The following is a 22429-nucleotide window of genomic DNA, read 5'->3' on the forward strand; positions in this document are numbered from 1 at the left end:
GATTTGATTGTATTCAAATTTAAATAAATTATTTCTTAATCAGCAACGCAATATTTTCAACATGGTGCGTTTGCGGGAACATATCTACAGGAAGAATCTTCACGACCGTGTAATGTTCTTTCATTAAAGCTAAATCTCTTGCCTGAGTTGCAGAATTACAGCTTACGTACACTACTTTTTCCGGAGCAAGTTTTAAAATCTGCTCTACAACCTTCTGATGCATTCCGTCTCTTGGAGGATCGGTAATCAAAACATCAGCTTTCGGGTGGTTTTCCATGAATTCGTCATTGAAAACATTTTTCATATCCCCACAATAGAACGTTGTATTGGTAAGACCATTCAGTTTCTGCGTGCTCAATCGCCGCATCGATAGCCTCCTGAACAGATTCAATACCGATGACGTGCTTTGCATTTCTTGCAACATACTGAGCAATCGTTCCTGTTCCCGTATATAAATCGTAAACCACTTCATCACCTTTTAAATCAGCAAATTCAAGGGTTTTTCTATACAATTCTAAAGCTTGCTTATAATTGGTTTGAAAGAATGATTTCGGTCCGATTTTGAATTTCAATCCATCCATTTCTTCCATTAAAAATCCGTCTCCGAAATAAATATTAACATTTAAATCGTAGATAGAATCATTTTGTTTTGGATTAATTGCATATACCAAAGTCTTGATCTGCGGGAATTTCTCCAACAAGAATTCAAAAAGCTTCTCTCTGTTTTCTTTTTCTTCTCTGTAAAGCTGAAAAAGAACCATCCACTCGCCTTTTGAGTTTTGTCTCATCATTAAAGTCCTCAAAAAACCTTCTTGATTTCTTACATCAAAAAAGTCTAATCCGTTCTCAACCGCATAGTTTTTAACTGCCAAACGGATGGCATTTGAAGGATCTTCCTGAAGAAAACACTCTTTAAGATCTAAAATTTTGCTCCACATTCCCGGAATATGGAAACCAAGGGCATCTCTATTTCCGAAATTTTCTTCAGAACTTATCTCATATTTAGTAAGCCATTTTGCGTTAGAAAATGAAAATTCCATTTTATTTCTGTAGAAATACTGTTCTTCAGCACCAAGAATAGGAAGGGTTTCAAAATCATCAATTCCGCCTATTCTTTTAATATTATTGTAAACCTCTTCCTGTTTAAAATCGAGCTGCTTTTCATAGCTCATATTCTGCCATTTGCAACCTCCGCAAGTTCCGAAATGAATACATTTTGGTTCTACCCTAAATGGAGATTTTTTCACCACTTCAGTAGTTTCAGCCTCGAAATATTTTGATTTTGACTTTTTAACTCTAACATTTACAATATCACCAGGAACCCCACCGGAAACCAGTACTGTTTTTCCTTCTTCAGTTTTTCCTATTGCAATTCCTTTGGCTCCTGCGCCAAACAATTTAATATTTTCAAGAATAACATCTTTCTTCTTTCTCATTCCCTATTTTCTATTTTTTCTAATTGGAAACTTACGTTTCAGTTTGCAAAAATACAATAAAAAAAACCTTATCCGAAGACAAGGTTTTAATCTATAATTATTTTAAATTATTTTGTCGGAGCAGGAGCAGGCTGTGGATTTGCCTGTTGCTGAGCTGCTTGTTGTGCTGCAGCTTGCTGAGCCGCCACAACAGCAGGATCCATTCCTCCACCTTGTTGCAATTGAACATTAGGATTTACTTTTGGAGCAGAAAGACCTGTTTGTTTGTCTAAAGCAACTACCAATTCAGGATCTCCCAAGTTGAAGAATGGCTTACTAGCAATTTTACCGTCTTTATCTACAACGATGAAGCAAGGTAATTTGAATCCGTAAACACCGTATTTTTTAGCAATATCAGAATTTAATCCTCCTTCACCATATACATTAGTTCCTACGATACCTTTTAATAAAGAGTTGCTTGTTTTTACAAACTGATCTTTAGTATCATCTACGTTTACAAAAACGAAGTTCATTTTAGATTTGTAGAAATTCACAATTTCTTTCAGTACAGGAGTTGTAGATTCTCCGATGTAAGGATTCCAAGAAGCATAGAATGATAAAAGATAAGGCTTTCCTTTGTTTTCAGAAAGGTTGTAAGCTTTCCCGTCTTGTTTTACCAAAGTTCCTTCAGGAGCTAATTCTCCGATTTTGAAACCATTGATAGCAAACTGAATTTTCTTTAAATCTTCTTTAATTCCCGCATCTTTAATATCTGTATCGATAATCTTTTTGATTTTCTCAACAGTTTTATCAGGAGAACCCGGGTGAATATCTGACTGAGCCATTACAAAAGCCAATAAATAATCTTTAGCTGTTTGCGAAAGGTCTTTTTGATTTTTCTTTAAATATTCAGTGAATAATTCTGAAGTGGTAAGTTCTGTTTTTCCAGCACCGTTTGCTTGAGCATACTTTTGGAAATCCTGACTCATCTTACCTAGAAGGTACTGTCTGTAGTAAGGATTTTCCTTTACCATTACATCTTTATTCGCCTCAAGCTTATTTGTAAAATCTGTGAAAGCTTTAGTCACTTTGAAAGATGGATTACCCATTTGCTTGTGGCTTAGCTCATATTGATTAAGAATGGTAAGCAATGTACTTGATACATCGTTTTTCTTCCAGTTTACAATTTCGCTATCAGGACTAAATTTCTTAACGTTTTCGTCGATATTCTTATTAATATCAGACTGAACTTTTTCAATTCCTTTTAAGAAAGTCTTTTCGTCCTTCATAATAAGCTCATTCATATTAATAGTCTGAGCGTACGTGGTAAGATATTTTTGAGTTGCTGTAAAGAAATCGTTGTTTTTCTTAGCATCTCCGGTGATTACATATTCTGTCGGGAAAGTCATTCCGTTACCTGAAATTTCCAGTTTCTGACCTCCTTTCAAATAAATTAAATTTTGTTTTCCAGCATAAGACATCACATACATTCCGCTTTTAGGAGCATCGAAACTTCCTGTGAAAGTTCCGTCTTTATTTACCCCAATATTAATTAAAGGTAAAGTGGCTACTCCCGAAGCCTCAATAAATTCGATTCTCTCTAATGGAGAACCTCCAGTGATTTTTCCTTTTACTTCTACTTTTTTAGAGCAAGACATCGCAAAAACAGCAATGATAAACAATAAAAGATATTTTTTCATTTTGAATTTTAATAATTACGCAAAAATAAGTTTTTCAATAAACTAAAAGCAATTAAATATTACTTTTATGAAAGATTTAACTAAAAAAAATCGCCATCCTGTGAGGAGACGATTTTTTATGGTATCTCGATTAATTTTATCCTCTGTCAGCAAGAGCTGCCATATATTCTCTATTCATTCTGGCAATGTTCTCAAGAGAAATCCCTTTAGGGCATTCTACTTCACACGCACCCGTGTTTGAACAGTTTCCGAAACCTTCTTCGTCCATAGCTTTCACCATGTTCAAAACTCTTCTCTTCGCTTCTACTCTACCTTGAGGTAAAAGAGCGTACTGAGAAACTTTAGCTCCAACGAATAGCATTGCAGAACCGTTTTTACAAGTAGCCACACAAGCTCCACATCCGATACAAGCTGCAGCATCCATTGCTTTGTCTGCATCTTCTTTAGGAATAGGAATCGCATTGGCATCCAACGTATTACCTGAAGTGTTCACCGAAATGAAACCACCTGCAGCCATTACTCTGTCGAATGCGCTTCTGTCTACCATTAAGTCTTTAATAACGGGGAAAGCAGCACTTCTCCAAGGTTCAATAACGATGGTTTCCCCGTCTTTGAACATTCTCATGTGAAGCTGACAAGTCGTAATACCTGTATCCGGACCGTGCGCTCTACCATTGATGTAAAGAGAACACATTCCGCAGATTCCTTCACGACAGTCGTGATCGAAAGCTACCGGCTCTTTTCCTTCGTTAATAATATTTTCATTCAGGATGTCTAGCATTTCTAAAAATGAAGAATCTGTAGAAACATCCGATATTTTATAGGTCTCAAACTGACCTTTAGTTTTACTATTTTTTTGTCTCCAAATTTTCAGCGTAAGATGAAGGCCTTTTTTTGCACTCATAATTATTTATTTATAGGTTGGAGATTATTTATAACTTCTTGCTTTAACTTCGATATTGTCATAGATAAGGTCTTCTTTGTGCAGAACTTCTTGTTTGATATCATCACCTTGATATTCCCAAGCTCCTACATATTTAAAGTTGACGTCGTCTCTTTCTGCTTCACCTTCCGGAGTCGCATGATCTTCTCTGAAATGCCCTCCACAAGATTCGTTTCTGTGTAAAGCATCGATTGCCATTAGCTGTCCTAATTCGATAAAGTCTGCCACTCTGAACGCTTTCTCAAGCTCTGTGTTCATCCCTTCTGCATCTCCGGGAACTTTTACATTTTGCCAGAAATCTTTTTTCACTTGATCAATTTCTGCAATAGCTTCTCTCAAACCTTCAGGAGTTCTTCCCATTCCCACTTTATTCCACATGATGTGTCCTAATTGCTTGTGGAAATGATCTACTGAATGTGTTCCTTTATTATTTACAAAGAAGTTTACCTTGTCTTTAATTTCTTTTTCAGCTATATCAAATTCAGCAGAATTCGTAGGAATTGCTCCCGTTCTGATATCTGCAGAAAGATAATCTGCAATCGTATAAGGAAGAACGAAATATCCGTCTGCCAAACCTTGCATTAATGCAGAAGCTCCCAATCTGTTTGCTCCGTGGTCTGAGAAGTTAGCCTCACCAATTACGAAACATCCAGGAATTGTAGACTGTAAGTTATAATCAACCCAAACACCACCCATTGTGTAGTGAACTGCTGGATAAATCTTCATTGGAGTTTTATATGGATCATCCGCAGTAATTTTTTCATACATTACGAATAAGTTACCGTATTTTTCTTCAATCCAAGCTTTTCCTAGGTCATATATTTGTTGATCTGTAGGATTGTGAATGTGCTTTTCAATAGCAGATTCTTTACCTTTTTTAATAATTTCTGTAGAGAAATCTAAGTAAACACCTTCTTTAGTTTCGTTATTTTCGATTCCAAAACCAGCATCACATCTTTCTTTACCTGCTCTAGACGCAACGTCACGAGGCACCAAGTTTCCGAATGCAGGATATCTTCTTTCTAAATAGTAATCTCTATCTTCTTCTTTAATATTTTCAGGTCTCAATTTCCCTTCTCTGATAGCAACAGAATCTTCAATTTTCTTAGGAACCCAGATTCTTCCTGAGTTTCTAAGTGATTCAGACATCAAAGTAAGTTTAGACTGCTGTGTTCCGTGAACAGGAATACAAGTCGGGTGAATCTGCACATAACAAGGGTTTGCAAAATACGCTCCTTTCTTGTGAATTTTCCAAGCTGCAGAAACGTTTGAACCCATTGCGTTGGTAGACAAGAAATATACGTTTCCGTAACCTCCCGAAGCAATAACTACAGCGTGAGCAGAATGTCTTTCGATTTCACCAGTTACAAGATTTCTTGCGATGATTCCTCTTGCTTTTCCATCTACGATGACCAATTCAAGCATCTCGTGACGGTTGTACATTTTCACTCTTCCTTTTCCGATTTGACGGCTTAATGAAGAATAGGCACCTAATAATAATTGTTGACCTGTTTGTCCTTTAGCATAGAAAGTTCTTTTTACCTGAACTCCACCAAATGAACGGTTATCTAACTGACCGCCGTAATCTCTCCCGAAAGGAACTCCCTGAGAAACGCACTGGTCGATAATATTTGCAGAAACTTCAGCTAATCTGTAAACGTTTGCTTCTCTTGCTCTATAGTCACCTCCTTTGATGGTATCATAGAATAGTCTATATGTAGAGTCACCGTCTCCCTGATAATTTTTAGCCGCGTTAATTCCTCCTTGAGCTGCAATAGAGTGCGCTCTTCTTGGAGAATCCTGATAACAGAATGCCTTTACATTATATCCTTGCTCAGCCAAAGTAGCTGCAGCAGAACCTCCCGCCAAACCTGTACCTACAACAATAATATCAATCTTATCTCTGTTGTTTGGTGCAACAAGGTTCATATGGTCTTTATGATTTTTCCATTTATCCTTTAGAGGACCAGCTGGAATTCTTGAATCTAATTTACTCATATTCGTATATTGATATTATTGAGTTATAAAATGAAAAATCGCAATAAAAATAAATCCTGCAGGAATAAGGATAGCATACCATTTTCCTAAAGCTTTAATTACCGGAGTATATTTCGGATGTCTTGCTCCAACAGATTGGAAAGACGACTGAAAACCGTGTGCTAAATGCAGTCCCAATAAAACAAAAGCAATCACATAGATAGCCACTCTCCAGATATCTGCAAACTTCTCGTGCAATTCTGGCCAGAAACGTTCTGCATCAGGAGCAATACTTTCCACATATTTGTAATTAATCTCATGCCACCAGAAATCATAAAAATGAAGTGCCAAGAAAGCTAAAACTACAGCTCCGGAAATAATCATATTTCTAGACATCCATGATGAGTTCACAGAAGGATTGTTTGCACCGTACTTTATAGGACGTGCATTTCTATTCTTAATCTCCAGTACAAATCCCATAATGAAATGGAAAAAAACCGCAAAACCAAGAACAGGCTGCATTAAGAACTGCACAAAAGGATTATAGCCCATAAAATCTGATGCTGTATTGAACGCATCACGATTCAGGACTGATAACAAATTGGTCGTCAAATGCAGTATAAGAAAGATCAGCAAAAATAAAGCTGATAATGCCATCGCATATTTTCTACCTATCGTAGAACTCGTTAAACCTGCCATATAAGTTTAAATTTGAATTTCCACAAAATTAAGAAATGTTGGCTATACCAAAAAGTGAGAAATCTCACAATTAGTCAGTTTGTAATCTTTCTAAATAAGATCACAAAGGGGTATAAATAAAGGAAAACTTAAAAAATGCTGACAATTATTTTAAATCGTAAACTTTACCGTTATAAACCACCTTCGCGGTAGAATCCGGAAAAGTTTTTATCTCAAAACCAGTTAATCGTCTTGAAGAACAATACGGATTAATAACAAATCGGACAATTTTCTCTTGGTCTGAATTTTCTTTAATCCAGAAACACGCCTGATTTCCTTTTTTTATTGATAAGATTTTGCTCTTAGAAAAGTCGTGAAACAGGATTTCTGTCTTTTGATTTTCATAAAAATTAAAACTCAACCTAATCATAAAAAATCCTAAGATTGCCATTCCCAATCTCGCTGAATTTTTAAAGCTGTGTTTTAAAATCACAAACCTCATCAGATAAAAAATGATTAATAAAGAAAAAACTTCCAATAAGTTCATTGAAATATTTTCAAAAAACAAAGTATTAAAATCGGCAAACCAATGAATCACTTTCAATAATATCCGAATAATGAAATCATAAACGATATTTATAATTTCAAAATCAATTTTGAATGCAACTAAAGCTGTCATTACAAATGAAAAGACAATAATAACTTCCGAAAACGGAACAATGAAAAAATTAGCAACAACTGAAATAAAAGAAAACTGATGAAAATAATACAAAACCAGCGGAAGCGTCGTCAACTGAGCAGAAACAGAAATGGAAATCGTATTGAAAATCAAATTTTTCCACCAATTATTCTGTCGCGGAAAATAATTTAAAATAGGTTGATTAAGCCAGAAAATCCCTAATACAGCAAGGAAGCTGAGTTGAAAACCTACATCAAAAATCTGTTGAGTATCAAAAATTAAAATAATAAAAGCCGACAATGCCAATGAATGCAGCAAATCCGGTTTTCTTTGAAGCAATACGTAGATAAAATAAACCGTCAACATAATACTCGAACGGACAACTGAACTTCCAAAACCGATGAAAACAGTAAAAAGCCAGATAAAAATCAAGCTTGAAAGGATGGCATATTTCCTAAGTCTTAACGGTAAAATTTTAATCAACAAAAAGTAAAATAATCCGAAAATTACGACAATATGTGTTCCCGAAATTGCCAGAAATGGACTAAACCCGATCGGTTAAAATCCTGAACGGTTTGTTGATCTATTTCTGTGCGGTCAGCGAGAATAATTCCTTTTAAAAACTCTCTCGACTGGGGAGAAATTTCCGTTTTATCAATATTTTGAAGAACTTCTACTCTTTTCTGTAAAAATTTTTCATGTAAGCTTAAATCATTTCTTGGCGCAAAAGAAACCTCATCATTGGTATAACATTGGTATTCAATATCTTTTCGTTTCAGATATTTTGCATAATCGAACTGAAAATTGTATTGTGGAGATTTCGGTTTTGAAATATAGGCTTCAGCTTTATAAAAATGATTAAAATCTAATTCTTTTTCACTTTTCGGAATATATAAAACAGCGTTAAAACTTTCTTTTCCAGCTTGGGCAACCGCTTCATATTTTCTATTTTTCTCATTGGAATTTAGCTTCTTTGAAATCTTGAAAACAATCGTTTCATTCTCAGAAACCGAAATATTTTGAGGAGAAAAAGTATTGAAAAAATGCAGAATAATTCCAATCCCGAAAAACATCAAACCCAACAAATACGGTTTTGATTTATGTAAGAAATAGCTTTTGAAAAACGTAGAAATTAAGACGATAAAACAAAGTCCGATAATCGGATAAATATATTTTTCATTCAAAGAAAAATTATCCTGAAAGAAAATCCCAAGAACAAAACAGATCACTAGAATGAGAAGCGGTTGTTTATTCAATTTCAAAATTTATGTATTCAAAAATATCTATTCGGATAAATATTTGCAAATCAATATTTTAAAACTTTTAAAAACAGACTTTATTCTCTGTTTAAAAGAAAAATCGTAGAAAATTTTTCTACGATTCTTTATAATTGGTTTATATTTTTAAGCTTTCAAAATCACATCCGCCGCATTATCGCTCGCTCCTTTTCCGCCGAGCTTATCTCTAAGCAATTCGTAGTCTTTCAAAAGCTGAGCTCTTTTTTCGCCTTCCAGAAGCTTTTTCATTTCTTCAACTAAGTTTTTAGTATTGAGATCGTTTTGGATTAATTCTTTTACCACTTCTCTGTCCATGATTAGGTTTACCAGAGAAATATATTTGATATTTTTAACCAGTCTTTTTGCAATCGCATAGGAAACTTTACTTCCGCGATAACAAACCACTTCGGGAATATTCAATAAAGCGGTTTCCAAGGTTGCCGTTCCGGAAGTCACCAAAGCTGCCTTTGAGCATCTCAGTAAATCGTAGGTTTTATTCGAAACAAAATGCACATTATCATCCACATAACTTTGATAAAACTCTTTCGGAAGACTTGGAGCACCTGCAATAACGAACTGATATTCTTTAAAATAAGGTCTCACAGAAAGCATTATTTCCAGCATCTTTTCCACTTCCTGTTTTCTGGAACCCGGCAACAATGCAATAATTTCTTTTTCGTTTAAATTATTTTCTGCTTTAAAATTTTCAACAGAAATATCTTGAAGTGTCGAAATGGCATCCAACAACGGGTGTCCCACAAAATGCGAATGAACACCATGTTTTTTATAGAAATCTTCCTCGAACGGAAGAATCACCATCATTTCATCAACATTTTTTTTGATGATCTCTACTCTTCCCTCTTTCCAAGCCCAAAGTTGCGGAGAAATATAATAAATGACCTTTATTCCAAGCTCTTTCGCAAATTTTGCAATCCTTAAATTGAATCCCGGATAATCAACCAGAATCAAAACATCCGGTCTGTTATTTTTTATATCTTCTTTACAAAATTTAATATTATTCAGGATCGTTCGCAGGTTCATCGCCACTTCCAAAAATCCCATAAAAGCCAGATCGCGGTAATGTTTTACCAATGTTCCGCCCTGTGCAGTCATTAAGTCACCACCCCAAAATCTGAATTCTGCGTTGGGATCTTTCTGTTTTAAGGCTTTCATTAAATTACTTCCGTGCAAGTCTCCGGATGCTTCTCCAGCAATAATATAATACTTCATTTCTTCTGAAATCTTTTATTTTTTTATGGCCATCAGTAACCTCCTTTTACATTTTTCCTTTATCGGCAAACGTAAGTTATGGGAGGTTTCTATAACAGGAATAGAGAACAAATAAGACGTTGTACGATCTTAATTTGTAAATTTGTTCAAAGATAATGATAAAAAATGTCAGAAGAATTTGAAATCAGAAATAAAGTTGCAGAAAGCGGTCTTATCAATTTTGATCTTACAGACCTTGTTCCGAAAGGCGTAAGAAAAGGGATCGACCTTAAAGATTTTCTTTTCATGGAGATGATTTTAAAAGAAAAAGATTTCCGCGAAAAAGTAGCAGCCATTGATGTTGAAGAATACCGCAATGCTTACGTTTATATTTACAATTCGGCGGATGCCATTGTTCCGTTGTGGGCGTATTTTTTAATCACAGCAAAGCTTACCGAGGTAACGAAAAAAATAGTTTTTGGAAACAAGGAAGATTTAGAAGTGATTTTAATGCACAATGCTGTTCAAACGCATGATTTTGAGGAAATGAGAGGAAAAAGAGTCTTGGTAAAAGGCTGTTCCGACAAAGAAATTCCTGAAAATGCTTATATCGAATTGGTAGAACAGTTACAACCGATTGTAAAGTCTTTAATGTTTGGGGAAGCATGTTCTAATGTTCCTATTTTAAAAAATTAAGAACTAAAAATCAACAACTTATATAAAATCATAAAGTTTATTTCAATTTTTAATTAAAAAAAATCATTGGGGAATATTTTTTGATAACTTTGGTCTACTTTAACAATTAAAATAAACACAAACTATGAGTCTAATTGATCTACTTACAGGAAACACAGGCAATCAGGTTGCCGAACAGGCTGGAAACAAATTCGGAATCAGCACAAATCAGGTTATTGCGCTACTTGCTGTAGCTGCGCCATTGGTTATCTCTTACCTTAAAAACAAATCTCAGGATTCCAACGAAGCTGAAGCGCTGAATAACGCTTTGGATAAAGATCACGACGGAAGCATTCTTGACGATGTTTCTCAGGCAGATGCGAGACAGACGGAAGGAGGATCAATTCTTAACCATATTTTTGGCGCAGATAAGCCAAATGTTGAAAATCAATTGTCTCAAAATACAGGAATTTCTATTGACAAGATCGGTCCGATTTTATCAATGTTGGCTCCGGTTATTATGGGATATATCGGTAAAGAAAAACAGCAGAATAATGTTGGTGCAGGAGGTTTAGGAGATCTTTTGGGTGGAATTCTAGGTAATGCATCCAATCAGGCTCAAACTCAGCAATCCAGTCCTTTGAATGATATTTTAGGAAGCGTTCTTGGAGGAGGGCAATCTCAATCTTCGGGCAATCCGTTGAATGATATTCTTGGAAGCGTTCTTGGCGGCGGAAATCAGCAAAAACAACAAGGCGGAGGCGGACTCGGAGATATTCTGGGAGGATTTTTAGGAGGAAAATAATTTAATTTTGTATATAAAAAAAGACCGGAGAAATTAATCTTCGGTCTTTTTTATGTTGTTACGCTTTAGATTTCTCTGTGGATGCAGCAAAAGATTTTGATCCTTTTCTAGGTCTCTTTTTGCCGTAGCTTCCTGAATTAATCTTACCTCTTCTTGATTTTCTGTCTCCTTTTCCCATAATGATAAATTTTAGTGATTATGGCTAATTTAAGAAATATACTTTAGAATTCAATGAATTAGGTTGTTAAAGTTTGTATAAAACTTAGACCTTTTTAAATTTTATACAATAATTTTTTTATGACTTTTCTTAATTTTCTAAATTAAAATAAACTTTGTTTATTCTTATTTTTAACATTAAGATTTTCAGTTAATTAAGCTGAATGTAATTAAGAAATCAATAGATTGCTTTTTATTAAGTTTTTTAAGATAAATTGTCTTAATTTCTTAATGTTAAAAATAGATTTAAAATTTAAACAGACTCTTATTGATATTTTCTTGCATTTGAAATTTTTACTTCAAAATATTAGCTTTAAAAGTTAATTAAAAATTTTATCGCTACCTATTTTCTAAACCTTCACCGTTTTCCACTTTCCTCTTTTAAACAAGATAAAAGCGACGATTGTAATTAAAGTTTCTGCCACAGGAATTGATATAAAAACTCCTTTCGGTCCCATTTCTAAATACTTTGAAAGAAAATATGCCAACGGAATCTGAAACAGCCAAAAACCGAAGAGATTCACCCAAGTTGGCGTCCAAGTATCTCCTGCTCCGTTGAAGGCGTTGATCATTACCATTCCGATTCCGTAGAAAATAAATCCTACCGCCATGATGTGTAATGCATTGGTTGCAATATTTTTAATTTCAGCTTCATTCGTAAAAAATCCGACCAGAAAATCACCCAGAAAAAAGAAAATTATGCTTACCGTCACCATAAAAATGACATTGTATTTTACGGTTTTCATGACAGATTGTTCGGCTCGTAACATTTCATTCGCGCCCATATTTTGTCCGACCAATGTTGATGCGGCGTTGCTCAATCCCCAAGCCGGAAGCATGAAGAACATCATCAATCGTAATGCTGTCTGATAACCTGCAGAAGCATTTTCTCCGCCGGTTGTTGCTACCAATTGCGCAAGGAAAATCCAGCTGCATGAAGCAATGACAAACTGAAAAATTCCGGGAGTTGCGATTTTTATGATGGATTGTATTAAATCAAATTTCGGTTTAAAATATTTTAAGTGAATTCTAACCTGCGTATCTGCAATCAAAAGATGATACAACTGATAAATTACGCCGATACTTCTTCCGATTGTCGTGGCTAAAGCCGCTCCCGTTAATCCCATCGCCGGAATCGGACCAAAACCTTTAATTAAAACCGGACAAAGAATAATGTTGGCAATATTGGCGATCCAAAGAGATTTCATAGCGATTGCCGCATTTCCTGCTCCTCTGAAAATCCCGTTGATTAAGAATAAAAGCATGATAATAACGCTGCTTCCCATCATAATCCTTGCGAAATCTTTTCCGTACGCTGCAGCTTCAGGTTTGGAACCCATCAGAATTAAAATTTCTTCAGCATAAATGACTCCAAATAAGCTTAAAATAAAAGTGACTGCAAAAGAAACCAGTAAAACCTGCGCCGCACTTCTGGAAGCCTGTTCAGGATTTTTTTCTCCGATTCTTCTTGCGACCAAAGCCGTTGCTGCCATACTCATTCCGATGGCGATAGAATACATGATGGAAAGTACAGATTCCGTCAACCCAACTGTTTGAATCGCAAAACCGCTTTCTTTCAAATGACCGACAAAATACAGATCTACTAATGCAAATACAGATTCCATCGCCATTTCCAGCATCATAGGAATTGCCAGAAGAAGCACCGCACTTCTTATCGTTGCTTTGGTATAATCGACTTCGTCTCCGCTTAAAGCCTTCTTAATAAAGTTGATGTACTTAGACATTGTTGCCATTTTAGTTTCAACAAAAGTATTAATTCAAAAACGATTGGAACTTGGCATATGAAAAGTTTTACGAAAAAATTTAAGCAGAAAAAGGATTAAATTCTTTAAAAAAACCCCAATAATTCTTTTTTCCTCCGTAAAATGATTTTTGTTTATTGATTACCATTTAATTATAAAAACCATCATCCCGATAAACAGAATGATGGTCTAGAAAAATAGAGTTGTTAATTTATTTGATGAATCAGCTTATTAATTAACAATGTTAGGATGAGCAATTACAGGGCAATTAATAATAATTCTTAATGGCTTTAATCCTGTATATTCATTAACGGCTCCGTCTGTGGCAGCACTGGTAAGATAACCATCTGCAATCAAAGCCTTTTGATCCTTTATTGAGGTAATTCTACGAACTTTACCTTCTGCAAAAGCTTTATCCGTCCAAACAGAAACATGGGCATCCCATAACGGACTGTAATTATTTTGAGTGGAATTGTTATCGTTATAAGGCGCAATAGGAAATACATTAATGGGATCAACTCCGTTGTTACGTAAAGAATAAGAAAATCCTTGAGCTTGTGGATCAAGAATATCTGTGATTCCGTTGGCATTTGGTGAAAACCCTAATAAAGCAGATTTATCGCTCGGAAGAGAACTCCCATATGCAGGAATTTTATCTAATCGTGTTGCCAGAACACCTTGCTCCAATACGGATGCAATTTCCGCGGAAGCATCTGTTACAAGATGGAAAAAATATTCTTTTCCTCCTCTAAATCCATCAAGAATAGACAAAGTTACAGTCATTTTTGGGATATCAATAGCAAGTAATCTGTCGTGATTACCTCCATCTCCGCTTACCAATTGCGCATTCAGAACCAACCCGCTTGGAAGAACAACTATGGACGACCATTCTGCATCTGCTAATGCTCCTGTAGCGATCTGTTTAGGTGGGAAATAATCCGGTGCATCTCCAGCTTCGACGGATCTTGTCGGCGAAAAATCAACACTCCCTTTAAATACCATGTGGCCATCTTTAATTGTCACTTTCTGGTCTCCTCCTGTATCAATTGCATGTACTAATTTCGGGGAAAAATTGACTCCCATTTGCTTAGCTACATTAAAATCAGAAGCTTCAGTAATAATGTAATATACCGAATGTCCGTTTGGCGCAATACCTTTGAATAACGGTAAGGTAACATTCGCATTGGTTTTAGCAATATTAATTGCCAAAGCACTTTTAACATACACACTGTCTTCAACTTTAAAATTGACTCCATTTCCCGGAGTGTACATTTCACGACCTCCTTCTTGAGCAGATGTTTCCAATAATTGTTTAGCTTCTCGCTCAGCTAAATTTGCCGCTACTTCGCTGTCATTGTTACATGAGATAAGACTCATACCAATGATGATAGATAGAATGCTCATTAATTTGCTCATAATTTAAATAATTTAAATGAATGCCTATTTGGGTTTTATACGGTAAGACAATTCCCGCTGTAGTTTATTGAATATTAATACTATGAGTTTTATAAGAGTTTTATAAGTAGGGAGGGGAAGTTAGTTCGATCAGATCATATAAAATATTAATATATAGTTAATTAGGTGTAAAACGGATTAAATTCTTTAAGCAAATCCCAACACTCTTCCACATCTGTGAAATCATGCCCTTTTTGCTTGTTGATCTTGGCAATCTGATACATAAAATCCCAATGTCTTATGATTTCTTTGACACCAGAAAAATAAGAATTATCAGGATCATAAATAAAAGCAGGCTCTGAAGCAGCACCATTTAATTCAATAATTTTAAAGTTTTCCCCTTTTTCAAGCTCTTCCCAGGAATTAAACTTTACATCGAATCTTCCATAATAAAGACCTTCTGTCTCAGAACAAATTTTGTTAAACAAATCTTCCAGCTTTGAGGTTATTTTATGCGAACTATCATAAAAAGTAGCGCCTCTTGAATGATTTCCAATGCTGCTCAGAATTACTATTTCGCCTTTTTCGGCAATATAATTTTCATTAAAATCGCTGTCTTGAAAAATTTGAGGATAAAATTGATGATATCTTAAATTATACTGAATTAAATCTCCCAACGTCTGTTTTCCGTCTCCGAAGATTTCAATTCCTTTTTTCTCAACAATTCCGCTGATGAAACCTTTTTTCTCATTGGGAATTTTGATGTAAAAAATGCCTATTTCATTAGGAAAATCAATATATTCTTCCAATAAAAGGTCTTCGTTGCCGCAACTTTTTAAATAATTTTCAAGCTGATCTTCTTTTTGAATTAATTCTACATTTCTTCCTCTGCAGCCATTGTTGGGTTTTAAAATAACCGGATAATTTAAATTATTTTTTTCAAGAACTTTGAATACTTCATGAACGTTGGATTTTCCATTAATAAAAAAAGATTTTGCCCTGTATTTTTGTGGCAATAACTGATTAACAAAGTTTTTGTCTTCCAAAGTCATTCCGCCGTGAAGGATCGCAGGATTTACTGCTTTGAAAAATCCGAATGATTTAGATTTAATACTGATCCACAAATAATAGAAAATACAAGGTAAATACACAGCCCACAAAGGCCAGAATTCCCAATGTGTCAATCGATACCATTTGTACTTAAGCTCAAACCAAAGTCTTCTTTTCATTTCTTTTCGTTTGTATGGTCTTTTCAATTAAATCATGATACGTAAAATCAAGATTTTCCTCTGTTATTACAAGCTGCGTGATACTTGCCGTACTATATTTTTCTTTTACAGATTCTTCAATATTCGGTTCTTTTTCTATTAAATGGCTCTTATGAAAATCAATGATTTTTTGTGAATTTATTCCTTTATTATTTGGGAATTTTTTAAATTTCTGCTCCCTTTCATTTACTATTTCATCATTGTAAAGCGTGCTTGAACAAAGGAGATAAGATTTATTTGTATCTAATAAAACTTTGTATTTTACCGTCCCGTCCCAAAGCAACCTGAAAAGTATATTGTGCGAATATACCAACAGCTGAAAAGGTTCAACTCCGGAAAGATCATAATCCCGAAAGGCATCTAAAATATTTTCGCTTTTCGCTAAATCCAAAAGAATTATCCCTCTGCTTTTTTTGTATGGCGGATTACTTTCATGCTTCTGAAAAGCGCCGTTGAGGAGAATTGCAACATTCCCGTTTTCATCAGCAACAAACCAAGTTTCCGGAAGCTTTTTTATCTTTCGGAAAATATAATATATTGCTTCCCAAATCCAGAATATTCGGAAAAACGGCTTTTTCCCTGTCTTTTTTTTCATCCCTGTTGGAGGTGAAAATCAGAGAATTTCCTGTGTTAAAAAAACTTACTGTGCACATACGAGACGAAACTTTATCGTGGAGGGAGCTACTCCGAAATTTTGAGGAATATTTTCCCATTCAAACTCTCTTAAGGCAACTTTGATTAAAGCCTGATGATGAATCCCATGTTCAAAACAGTACAACAACTCTCTGAAATAGGTGGTTTTAATATATTCTTCTTTTCCGTTATCCTGATGCGTCACGCAGATCAGCCCTTTATCTTCTTTGTTGATTTCAGAAATGATCCAGTTGATTTTATTCATCATATTTTCCGGATTTTCTTCTAAATCTTTATCTCTTTTTCTATCTTCAAATGAATATTTCCCTTTTAAATAACCATTTAAAACAACCTCATAAACCTCTAAAATATGACGAATATGCTGTCCTATGGTACTTCCGAATAAATAGTGACTTTGCTGAGTATACAATTCATTTGAAATCCCACTGAATGTACTGATTAGTTCTTTTAGGTTCTGTTCTATGTTTTGTGTCATTTTGTATCTATAATTTTATTTTTAGAAAAAAGCGATACAATCTCTTTTCTGTGGATAATAATGAGTAATACACAGAAAATCGCTGTAACAACGGCCAAATAAAATACTTTTCCGCCGTCACCACCTACTTCTATTCCTAAACTTGTTAAATGATATTTAAGAGCTCCAAACATTAATCCCAGTCCTAATATCGCTCCATAAACAGTAGTTCTCGGAATTAAAATTAAAATAGCCGCAATAAGTTCTACCACTCCTATTCCCACTCTTCCGTATGGTTCCAGTCCTATTTTTGTGAAAAGAGCAACAGATTCCGGAGCTGCAGAAAATTTGAAATAAAGCGTCTGCAACAATATGATAGCAGGTACGAGCTTAATAATCCAATGAAGAGTTTTTGTAATTTTCATAGATATTTTATTTATTCGTGTATTTATTCCAGTTATTATTGGCTTTTACTGTAAGATTTTTCTCATCTTTATTCCAACTTGTTAAAGTATTATTGAAAAATTTATTGTAAAACAGATATAGTTTTCCGTTGGTAATTTTAAAAGTTTTAGGGTCAATTTCTACTTTTTCGCCAGAATCTCCCATTGCAAAAGCACAATAACCGCCATATTGAGGCAGATATTTTTGGGGCATCTTTTGAAATTTGGTTTTATTCACTGTATTTACAAAATAATAAATTACATTTTGATGTTTTACCGCAAACTTAACTGAACCTTCCCGAGGTTTTCCTGAAAAATAGCTTACAACATCATATCCGTAATTGGCAACGCCGTTCTTATGATTGATGTTTTTTTGCGCTAAAGTCAGGCTTCCTACAAAGAACAGAACAGTTAATAAAAATCTTGTAATCATATTTTTCTTTTTAACCTTAGACGAAACAAAATCTCATTCCTTGCAAAAAAAATCATTTTGTTTTAATTTTTGCTTTATTCTGTCTTTCAGTTCCTGCGAAGCTTTCTCTGATTCGTCGGTTGCATTCACATGATGATGCATTGCTTTATCAATCACATTTGCCTGCTTTCCAAAATTTTCACAACATTTACAAAAAGCGATATGCGTTTTCATCTTCAGCCATGCAGAAAATGGTAAAGGAGTTACTTCAGATTTTATGATATTGAAAGAAGTCTCCTCGCAATTGTGCAAAAGATTTTTAAAAAAGCTCATTCTGTTAAGGGTTTATTTCGTTTTTTTCAAGACAGCTTCTCAATAATGTTTTTGAACGAAAAAGAAGCGTCCAGTAATTAGACGGAGTAATATTGAATTCCTTACAGATTTTTTCAGCATCTTCATCCAGTATATATTTAGCAATAAAAACAGGTTTCAGTTTGGGCGGTAATTTTTGAAGGCAAAACTCTAGGATATGATAAAATTCTTTACTTAATACATAGCTGTCTGTATTTTCTGAAACATAATTTTTATGTATATTTTCTTTCCATCTCCCGTAATTATTTTCATCAAAAAAAGCATTTTCGAATGATTCTTCAGTGTCACTGAGGTAAACCTCATACTTCTGATTGCTGCTTTTTTTCCGGTAATAATCGATGATCTTATTTTTAAGAATTTTTGTAAGCCATGTCTTTAAAGAACACTCGCCTTTGAATTGCTCGTAACCTTTACAAGCACAAAAAAAAGTTTCCTGCACAAGATCTTCCGCCTCTTCTTTGGAATTTACCCGTTTAATAGCAAAGGCATAAAGGAAATCCGCAAATTCATCTACCCATTGTTCCGCAGTTGGAAATTCAATTTTTTTCATTTTTTTGCAATTTTTGTGAGTACAATATAATGAACACATTTATAATAACAAATTAAAAATCAATATTTTAAACTAAAAATTATTAAAAAAAACAAAATCAAAACTCATTCCCTACTTCTACCACATTGATTTTTAGAATGTTCGGATGTACATATAAATTATTTACACTGTATCAGAAAAAGACATTTCGCGGGATGATATTAAAACTTAAAAAAAACTTTCCCAAAAGAGAAATGATCAAAGCTTGAAATATGAAAAGTTTTTTAAATGAAATTAAAATTTCAATAAAAATATATCGTAAAACAATAATTATTTATACATTTGCAATAAATAAAACATAACCCTCATGAAAATTATAGGAAAAAATTCTCTTTCTCAGTACATCAGTTATCTGCTTTTTGTTTTGTTCATTCTTTTCACTGTGCAATTTGTTTATGAAATCATTGGTTTTGCGGTTTCATATTATAATTTAAAAACAGGAAATCAAATTCTTTCAGACTTTTTCATCATCGGAAAAGATGTAGGCTGGAATAAAAATCAATGGACGATAAAAATGGATGACTTGCTTAAATTCAAATTTTTCATTCCCTTTACCGAGCAAAACCTTTTAACAGGAGTATTTACATTAGGACAAGTATTAAGTAACATTATCAGAGGAATATTTTTCGTTCTGTTTTTCTACAGCAGCTACAAATTCCTCAAGGAAATCAGTAAAGAAACAGTTTTTAACATCGATGCATTAACCTGGCTAAAAAGATTTGGATGGCTAAACATTATCTTTGCCGTTGCAAGTATATTGATAAGCCTTTTGTATACGCACAATATATTTGCAATGATGTATTCTGTTATTTCGTTTATATTTTTTGGCGGAATGATATTATTTATCGTAGAATTCTTCAAAAAAGGACTGGAAACTTCAGGATCAAGTAGATTTAACAATTTAAAGTATGCCAATAATAATAAATGTTGATGTGATGCTTGCCAAACGCAAAATGCAGTCACAGGAACTTGCCGAGAAAATAGGCATTACGCAGGCCAATCTTTCTATTTTAAAAACAGGAAAGGCAAAAGCAGTGAAGCTTTCAACATTGGAAGCCATTTGTAAAGCACTGGATTGTCAACCGGGAGACATCCTGGAATACGTGAAAGATTAAGAATCTTTAAGAATTTTATTTACAATAATTTGTTAAAATTCTCTGCAAATAGTATAAACTACCTTAAAACCTCTATCACATAATACAAACCACAGATCTAACTCATTAGATTTGGAAAAAATTTAAACAATCATGAAAACTTATTTCATTATCCCATTATTACTTTTGGGCATGGCTTCTTTTGCTCAAAACAGAATCGAAAATCTTAATTTCGAAAGTACCGAAAACAACCTTCCGAAAATCTGGAAAATCATTGGAGACAGCTCTGCAAAGGTTTCTGCAGATACTAAAGAAAAACAGGAAGGAGCAACATCAATTTTAATCGATGCCACAGAAAATGGTTTCAAAGGATTAATGTACACACTTCCTCAAAATTATGCAGGAAAAAAAATCACGCTTTCCGGCTACATCAAAACTGAAAATATTTCCGATGGTTTTGCAGGACTTTGGCTGAGAATAGACCCCGAAATTGGCTTCGACAATATGAATAAACAGGGATTAAAAGGCACCAATGACTGGAAAAAATATGAAGTAACGCTGGAAATGTCACCTCAAAACACCCAGAAAATTGTTGTTGGAGCTTTGCTTTCCGGAAAAGGGAAAATGTGGGTCGACAACCTGAAAATCACGGTTGACGGAAAAGATATTGAAAATGTTAAAATTTTTGAACAAAAAATAACCAAAATAAATTCAGACAAAGAATTTGATAACGGTTCTAAGATCGCGAACATTAATCTTGATAAAAATAATGTAGAAAACATTAAAAAGCTTGGCTTAATTTGGGGCTATCTTAAATATTATCATCCCAATGTTGCAGCTGGAAATTACAATTGGGATTATGAATTGTTTAGAATTTACCCGAAAATTTCCGGAGTTTCTGCAAATGAAAGAGATCAGATTTTATCGAACTGGATTAAAAATTTAGGAGAATTTCAAACTGCAAAAAATTCTGAACCTAAAGAGGTAAAAATAAGACCGGACCTTGATTGGATCTCGCATTCCGGCTTTTCAAAAGAGTTGACAGATCAGCTTTTACAACTTAAAGATGCCAAAAGACCGAAAACAAATTACTATGTAGATTTCATTAATGGTGTTAAAAATCCGGACTTCAAAAACGAAAACCCTTACGAAAAGATGACTTATCCGGATGAAGGCTACAGACTTTTGTCGTTATTCAGATATTGGAATATTATTCAGTATTATTTCCCTTACAAAAACCTCATCGATGAAGACTGGAAAGGAGTTTTAACAGAATTCATCCCTAAATTTATCAATGCAAAAGACGAAACTGAATATACTCTTGCCTCCTTAGAAATTATCGCAAGAATTCATGATACACACGCCGGAGTTTGGGGAAATAACAGAGCTCTTTCAAAATATTTTGGAGAAAGATATTCTCCGGTGAAACTGATTTTTGCGGAAAATAAAGCGGTTGTCAATGATTTTTATAATGATAATTTAGGTAAAGAAAGTGGACTTCAAAAAGGAGATATCATTACAGAAATTAATGGAAAAAGTGTGGATAACATTATTAAAAACAGATTAAAGTATATTCCGGCTTCAAATTATCCGACCCAGTTGAGAAATATTGCTTACAACATTTTAAACAGCAATTCTGAGACGATTACCATTAAGTTTTCAAGAAACGGAAAAGAAGAAAGCAAAACGATAAAAACATACACCCTTTCTGAACTTAAGTCTAAAAAAGAGGAAAAACCTTTCTTTAAAATGCTCGATAACAACATAGCTTACGTTTACATGGGAAGCGTAGATTCTAAAAAACTGGATGAAACTTTTAATCAGATTAAAAATACAAAAGGTCTTGTCATTGATTTCAGAAATTATCCTTCAGATTTTGTGACTGTTAAAATGGGAAGATTATTAAAACCCAGTTTAACGGAATTTGTAAAACTCACAACAACCGACAGCAGTCAACCGGGACTTTTCACCTTCACTTCAACCTTAAAAATTCCTGGAGAAGGAAAAAGCTCTTACCAAGGAAAAATCGCGATTTTAATAAATGAAATTACTCAAAGCAGCGCAGAATTTCATACGATGGCTTTCAGAACCGCTCCCAATGCTAAAGTTTTTGGTTCAACAACCGCAGGAGCAGACGGAAATGTTTCGAAAATTATGCTTCCGGGAAATATTTCAACCATGATCAGCGGAATAGGCGTTTATTATCCCGACGGAAAAGAAACCCAAAGAATAGGAATTGTTCCTGATGTTGAAGTAAAGCCTACAATTGACGGAATTAAAAACAACAAAGACGAAGTGATGGAAAAAGCACTTGACTGGATTAAAAGCTAATATGGAAATTATTAATTGTTAATGGTGAATTGTTACTACCACATTGAGAATTGTCACCTTAAAACAATCAGATTATATAA

The 22429-nt window shown here is 34.2% G+C and carries 22 protein-coding genes and 1 pseudogene; 5 read left to right on the plus strand and 18 right to left on the minus strand.

The features are described from left to right. Nucleotides 1-28: 28 nt before the first annotated feature. The 8 genes and pseudogenes from rlmD to lpxB all read right to left on the minus strand — a co-directional run bounded on the left by rlmD (nucleotide 29) and on the right by lpxB (nucleotide 9899). Nucleotides 29-1436, minus strand: a pseudogene (gene rlmD, locus J3D55_RS21360) (23S rRNA (uracil(1939)-C(5))-methyltransferase RlmD). 107 nt (nucleotides 1437-1543) lie between these two features. Further along, nucleotides 1544-3115 (minus strand): TlpA family protein disulfide reductase, encoded by a 1572-nt coding sequence (locus J3D55_RS21365; protein ID WP_259134622.1) that lies wholly within the window; start codon nucleotides 3113-3115, stop codon nucleotides 1544-1546. A gap of 136 nt (nucleotides 3116-3251) precedes the next feature. Then, nucleotides 3252-4019: a succinate dehydrogenase/fumarate reductase iron-sulfur subunit gene (locus J3D55_RS21370; RefSeq protein WP_259134624.1), complete on the minus strand. Its 768-nt coding sequence runs from the start codon at nucleotides 4017-4019 to the stop codon at nucleotides 3252-3254. 24 nt (nucleotides 4020-4043) lie between these two features. Then, entirely contained in the window at nucleotides 4044-6056 is a 2013-nt protein-coding gene (locus J3D55_RS21375) for a fumarate reductase/succinate dehydrogenase flavoprotein subunit (RefSeq protein ID WP_259134626.1), read from the minus strand. 15 nt (nucleotides 6057-6071) lie between these two features. Beyond that, on the minus strand, nucleotides 6072-6734 hold the full coding sequence (locus J3D55_RS21380; RefSeq protein ID WP_259134628.1) for a succinate dehydrogenase cytochrome b subunit: 663 nt from the start codon (nucleotides 6732-6734) through the stop codon (nucleotides 6072-6074). A gap of 145 nt (nucleotides 6735-6879) precedes the next feature. Continuing rightward, a complete protein-coding gene (locus J3D55_RS21385; protein WP_259134630.1) occupies nucleotides 6880-7875 on the minus strand; it encodes a ComEC/Rec2 family competence protein in 996 nt (331 codons plus the stop codon). 23 nt (nucleotides 7876-7898) lie between these two features. After that, nucleotides 7899-8654, minus strand: coding sequence for a DUF4131 domain-containing protein (locus J3D55_RS21390; protein WP_259134632.1), 756 nt, complete (start codon nucleotides 8652-8654; stop codon nucleotides 7899-7901). A gap of 141 nt (nucleotides 8655-8795) precedes the next feature. Beyond that, nucleotides 8796-9899, minus strand: coding sequence for a lipid-A-disaccharide synthase (lpxB, locus tag J3D55_RS21395; protein ID WP_259134634.1), 1104 nt, complete (start codon nucleotides 9897-9899; stop codon nucleotides 8796-8798). 165 nt (nucleotides 9900-10064) lie between these two features. Between lpxB and J3D55_RS21400 the strand changes: the two genes are divergently transcribed. Together J3D55_RS21400 and J3D55_RS21405 are read left to right on the plus strand one after the other, a co-directional pair. After that, complete coding sequence (locus tag J3D55_RS21400; RefSeq protein ID WP_259134636.1) at nucleotides 10065-10574, plus strand: DUF2480 family protein; 510 nt, start codon at nucleotides 10065-10067, stop codon at nucleotides 10572-10574. A 124-nt stretch (nucleotides 10575-10698) separates the two neighbouring features. After that, entirely contained in the window at nucleotides 10699-11358 is a 660-nt protein-coding gene (locus J3D55_RS21405; RefSeq protein ID WP_259134638.1) for a DUF937 domain-containing protein, read from the plus strand. Nucleotides 11359-11416: 58 nt separating this feature from the next. Here the strand turns inward: J3D55_RS21405 and J3D55_RS21410 are convergent, their stop codons facing one another. From J3D55_RS21410 to J3D55_RS21455, 10 genes are all read right to left on the minus strand, one after another. Then, nucleotides 11417-11536, minus strand: coding sequence for a 30S ribosomal protein THX (locus J3D55_RS21410; RefSeq protein ID WP_259134640.1), 120 nt, complete (start codon nucleotides 11534-11536; stop codon nucleotides 11417-11419). Between the two features lie 388 nt (nucleotides 11537-11924). Then, nucleotides 11925-13319, minus strand: a complete 1395-nt coding sequence (locus J3D55_RS21415; RefSeq protein ID WP_259134642.1) for an MATE family efflux transporter — start codon at nucleotides 13317-13319, stop codon at nucleotides 11925-11927. A gap of 249 nt (nucleotides 13320-13568) precedes the next feature. Further along, entirely contained in the window at nucleotides 13569-14753 is a 1185-nt protein-coding gene (locus J3D55_RS21420) for a DUF7482 domain-containing protein (RefSeq protein ID WP_259134644.1), read from the minus strand. 161 nt (nucleotides 14754-14914) lie between these two features. Continuing rightward, nucleotides 14915-15961: an ATP-grasp domain-containing protein gene (locus tag J3D55_RS21425; RefSeq protein WP_259134646.1), complete on the minus strand. Its 1047-nt coding sequence runs from the start codon at nucleotides 15959-15961 to the stop codon at nucleotides 14915-14917. After that, nucleotides 15939-16595 carry an NRDE family protein gene (locus J3D55_RS21430; RefSeq protein WP_259134649.1) on the minus strand — a complete coding sequence of 219 codons (657 nt, stop codon included), beginning with the start codon at nucleotides 16593-16595 and terminating at the stop codon, nucleotides 15939-15941. The genes J3D55_RS21425 and J3D55_RS21430 overlap by 23 nt, the downstream gene beginning before the upstream one ends. Before the next feature lie 45 nt (nucleotides 16596-16640). Then, on the minus strand, nucleotides 16641-17129 hold the full coding sequence (locus J3D55_RS21435) for a DinB family protein (protein WP_259134651.1): 489 nt from the start codon (nucleotides 17127-17129) through the stop codon (nucleotides 16641-16643). Further along, on the minus strand, nucleotides 17126-17533 hold the full coding sequence (locus J3D55_RS21440; RefSeq protein WP_259134653.1) for a DoxX family protein: 408 nt from the start codon (nucleotides 17531-17533) through the stop codon (nucleotides 17126-17128). Before J3D55_RS21440 ends, J3D55_RS21435 begins: the two co-directional genes overlap by 4 nt. A 7-nt stretch (nucleotides 17534-17540) precedes the next feature. Beyond that, nucleotides 17541-17984: a YHS domain-containing (seleno)protein gene (locus J3D55_RS21445; RefSeq protein ID WP_259134655.1), complete on the minus strand. Its 444-nt coding sequence runs from the start codon at nucleotides 17982-17984 to the stop codon at nucleotides 17541-17543. 33 nt (nucleotides 17985-18017) lie between these two features. Next, nucleotides 18018-18296: a hypothetical protein gene (locus tag J3D55_RS21450; RefSeq protein WP_259134657.1), complete on the minus strand. Its 279-nt coding sequence runs from the start codon at nucleotides 18294-18296 to the stop codon at nucleotides 18018-18020. A gap of 4 nt (nucleotides 18297-18300) precedes the next feature. Beyond that, entirely contained in the window at nucleotides 18301-18885 is a 585-nt protein-coding gene (locus tag J3D55_RS21455) for a sigma-70 family RNA polymerase sigma factor (RefSeq protein WP_259134665.1), read from the minus strand. Nucleotides 18886-19231: 346 nt separating this feature from the next. Between J3D55_RS21455 and J3D55_RS21460 the strand changes: the two genes are divergently transcribed. From J3D55_RS21460 to J3D55_RS21470, 3 genes are all read left to right on the plus strand, one after another. After that, a complete protein-coding gene (locus tag J3D55_RS21460; protein ID WP_259134667.1) occupies nucleotides 19232-19855 on the plus strand; it encodes a DUF2975 domain-containing protein in 624 nt (207 codons plus the stop codon). Continuing rightward, nucleotides 19833-20039, plus strand: coding sequence for a helix-turn-helix domain-containing protein (locus J3D55_RS21465; RefSeq protein ID WP_039365153.1), 207 nt, complete (start codon nucleotides 19833-19835; stop codon nucleotides 20037-20039). The genes J3D55_RS21460 and J3D55_RS21465 overlap by 23 nt, the downstream gene beginning before the upstream one ends. A gap of 132 nt (nucleotides 20040-20171) precedes the next feature. Further along, nucleotides 20172-22349 (plus strand): S41 family peptidase, encoded by a 2178-nt coding sequence (locus J3D55_RS21470; RefSeq protein WP_259134677.1) that lies wholly within the window; start codon nucleotides 20172-20174, stop codon nucleotides 22347-22349. Nucleotides 22350-22429: the final 80 nt, after the last annotated feature.

The organism is Chryseobacterium ginsenosidimutans, assembly GCF_024807225.1.
In the GTDB taxonomy this organism is placed as follows: Bacteria; Bacteroidota; Bacteroidia; order Flavobacteriales; family Weeksellaceae; genus Chryseobacterium; species Chryseobacterium ginsenosidimutans.

What these genes read in the sequence shown, in the direction of transcription:
- J3D55_RS21405 (WP_259134638.1), top strand. Translation starts at nt 10,699, where the DNA reads ATGAGTCTAATTGATCTACTTACAGGAAACACAGGCAATCAGGTTGCC.
- J3D55_RS21450 (WP_259134657.1), bottom strand. Translation starts at nt 18,296, where the DNA reads ATGAGCTTTTTTAAAAATCTTTTGCACAATTGCGAGGAGACTTCTTTC.
- J3D55_RS21470 (WP_259134677.1), top strand. Translation starts at nt 20,172, where the DNA reads ATGAAAACTTATTTCATTATCCCATTATTACTTTTGGGCATGGCTTCT.
- J3D55_RS21465 (WP_039365153.1), top strand. Translation starts at nt 19,833, where the DNA reads ATGCCAATAATAATAAATGTTGATGTGATGCTTGCCAAACGCAAAATG.
- J3D55_RS21425 (WP_259134646.1), bottom strand. Translation starts at nt 15,961, where the DNA reads ATGAAAAGAAGACTTTGGTTTGAGCTTAAGTACAAATGGTATCGATTG.
- J3D55_RS21435 (WP_259134651.1), bottom strand. Translation starts at nt 17,129, where the DNA reads ATGACACAAAACATAGAACAGAACCTAAAAGAACTAATCAGTACATTC.
- J3D55_RS21460 (WP_259134667.1), top strand. Translation starts at nt 19,232, where the DNA reads ATGAAAATTATAGGAAAAAATTCTCTTTCTCAGTACATCAGTTATCTG.
- J3D55_RS21430 (WP_259134649.1), bottom strand. Translation starts at nt 16,595, where the DNA reads ATGAAAAAAAAGACAGGGAAAAAGCCGTTTTTCCGAATATTCTGGATT.
- J3D55_RS21410 (WP_259134640.1), bottom strand. Translation starts at nt 11,536, where the DNA reads ATGGGAAAAGGAGACAGAAAATCAAGAAGAGGTAAGATTAATTCAGGA.
- J3D55_RS21415 (WP_259134642.1), bottom strand. Translation starts at nt 13,319, where the DNA reads ATGTCTAAGTACATCAACTTTATTAAGAAGGCTTTAAGCGGAGACGAA.
- J3D55_RS21445 (WP_259134655.1), bottom strand. Translation starts at nt 17,984, where the DNA reads ATGATTACAAGATTTTTATTAACTGTTCTGTTCTTTGTAGGAAGCCTG.
- J3D55_RS21380 (WP_259134628.1), bottom strand. Translation starts at nt 6,734, where the DNA reads ATGGCAGGTTTAACGAGTTCTACGATAGGTAGAAAATATGCGATGGCA.
- J3D55_RS21365 (WP_259134622.1), bottom strand. Translation starts at nt 3,115, where the DNA reads ATGAAAAAATATCTTTTATTGTTTATCATTGCTGTTTTTGCGATGTCT.
- lpxB (WP_259134634.1), bottom strand. Translation starts at nt 9,899, where the DNA reads ATGAAGTATTATATTATTGCTGGAGAAGCATCCGGAGACTTGCACGGA.
- J3D55_RS21400 (WP_259134636.1), top strand. Translation starts at nt 10,065, where the DNA reads ATGTCAGAAGAATTTGAAATCAGAAATAAAGTTGCAGAAAGCGGTCTT.
- J3D55_RS21440 (WP_259134653.1), bottom strand. Translation starts at nt 17,533, where the DNA reads ATGAAAATTACAAAAACTCTTCATTGGATTATTAAGCTCGTACCTGCT.
- J3D55_RS21455 (WP_259134665.1), bottom strand. Translation starts at nt 18,885, where the DNA reads ATGAAAAAAATTGAATTTCCAACTGCGGAACAATGGGTAGATGAATTT.
- J3D55_RS21420 (WP_259134644.1), bottom strand. Translation starts at nt 14,753, where the DNA reads ATGAGCAAATTAATGAGCATTCTATCTATCATCATTGGTATGAGTCTT.
- J3D55_RS21370 (WP_259134624.1), bottom strand. Translation starts at nt 4,019, where the DNA reads ATGAGTGCAAAAAAAGGCCTTCATCTTACGCTGAAAATTTGGAGACAA.
- J3D55_RS21375 (WP_259134626.1), bottom strand. Translation starts at nt 6,056, where the DNA reads ATGAGTAAATTAGATTCAAGAATTCCAGCTGGTCCTCTAAAGGATAAA.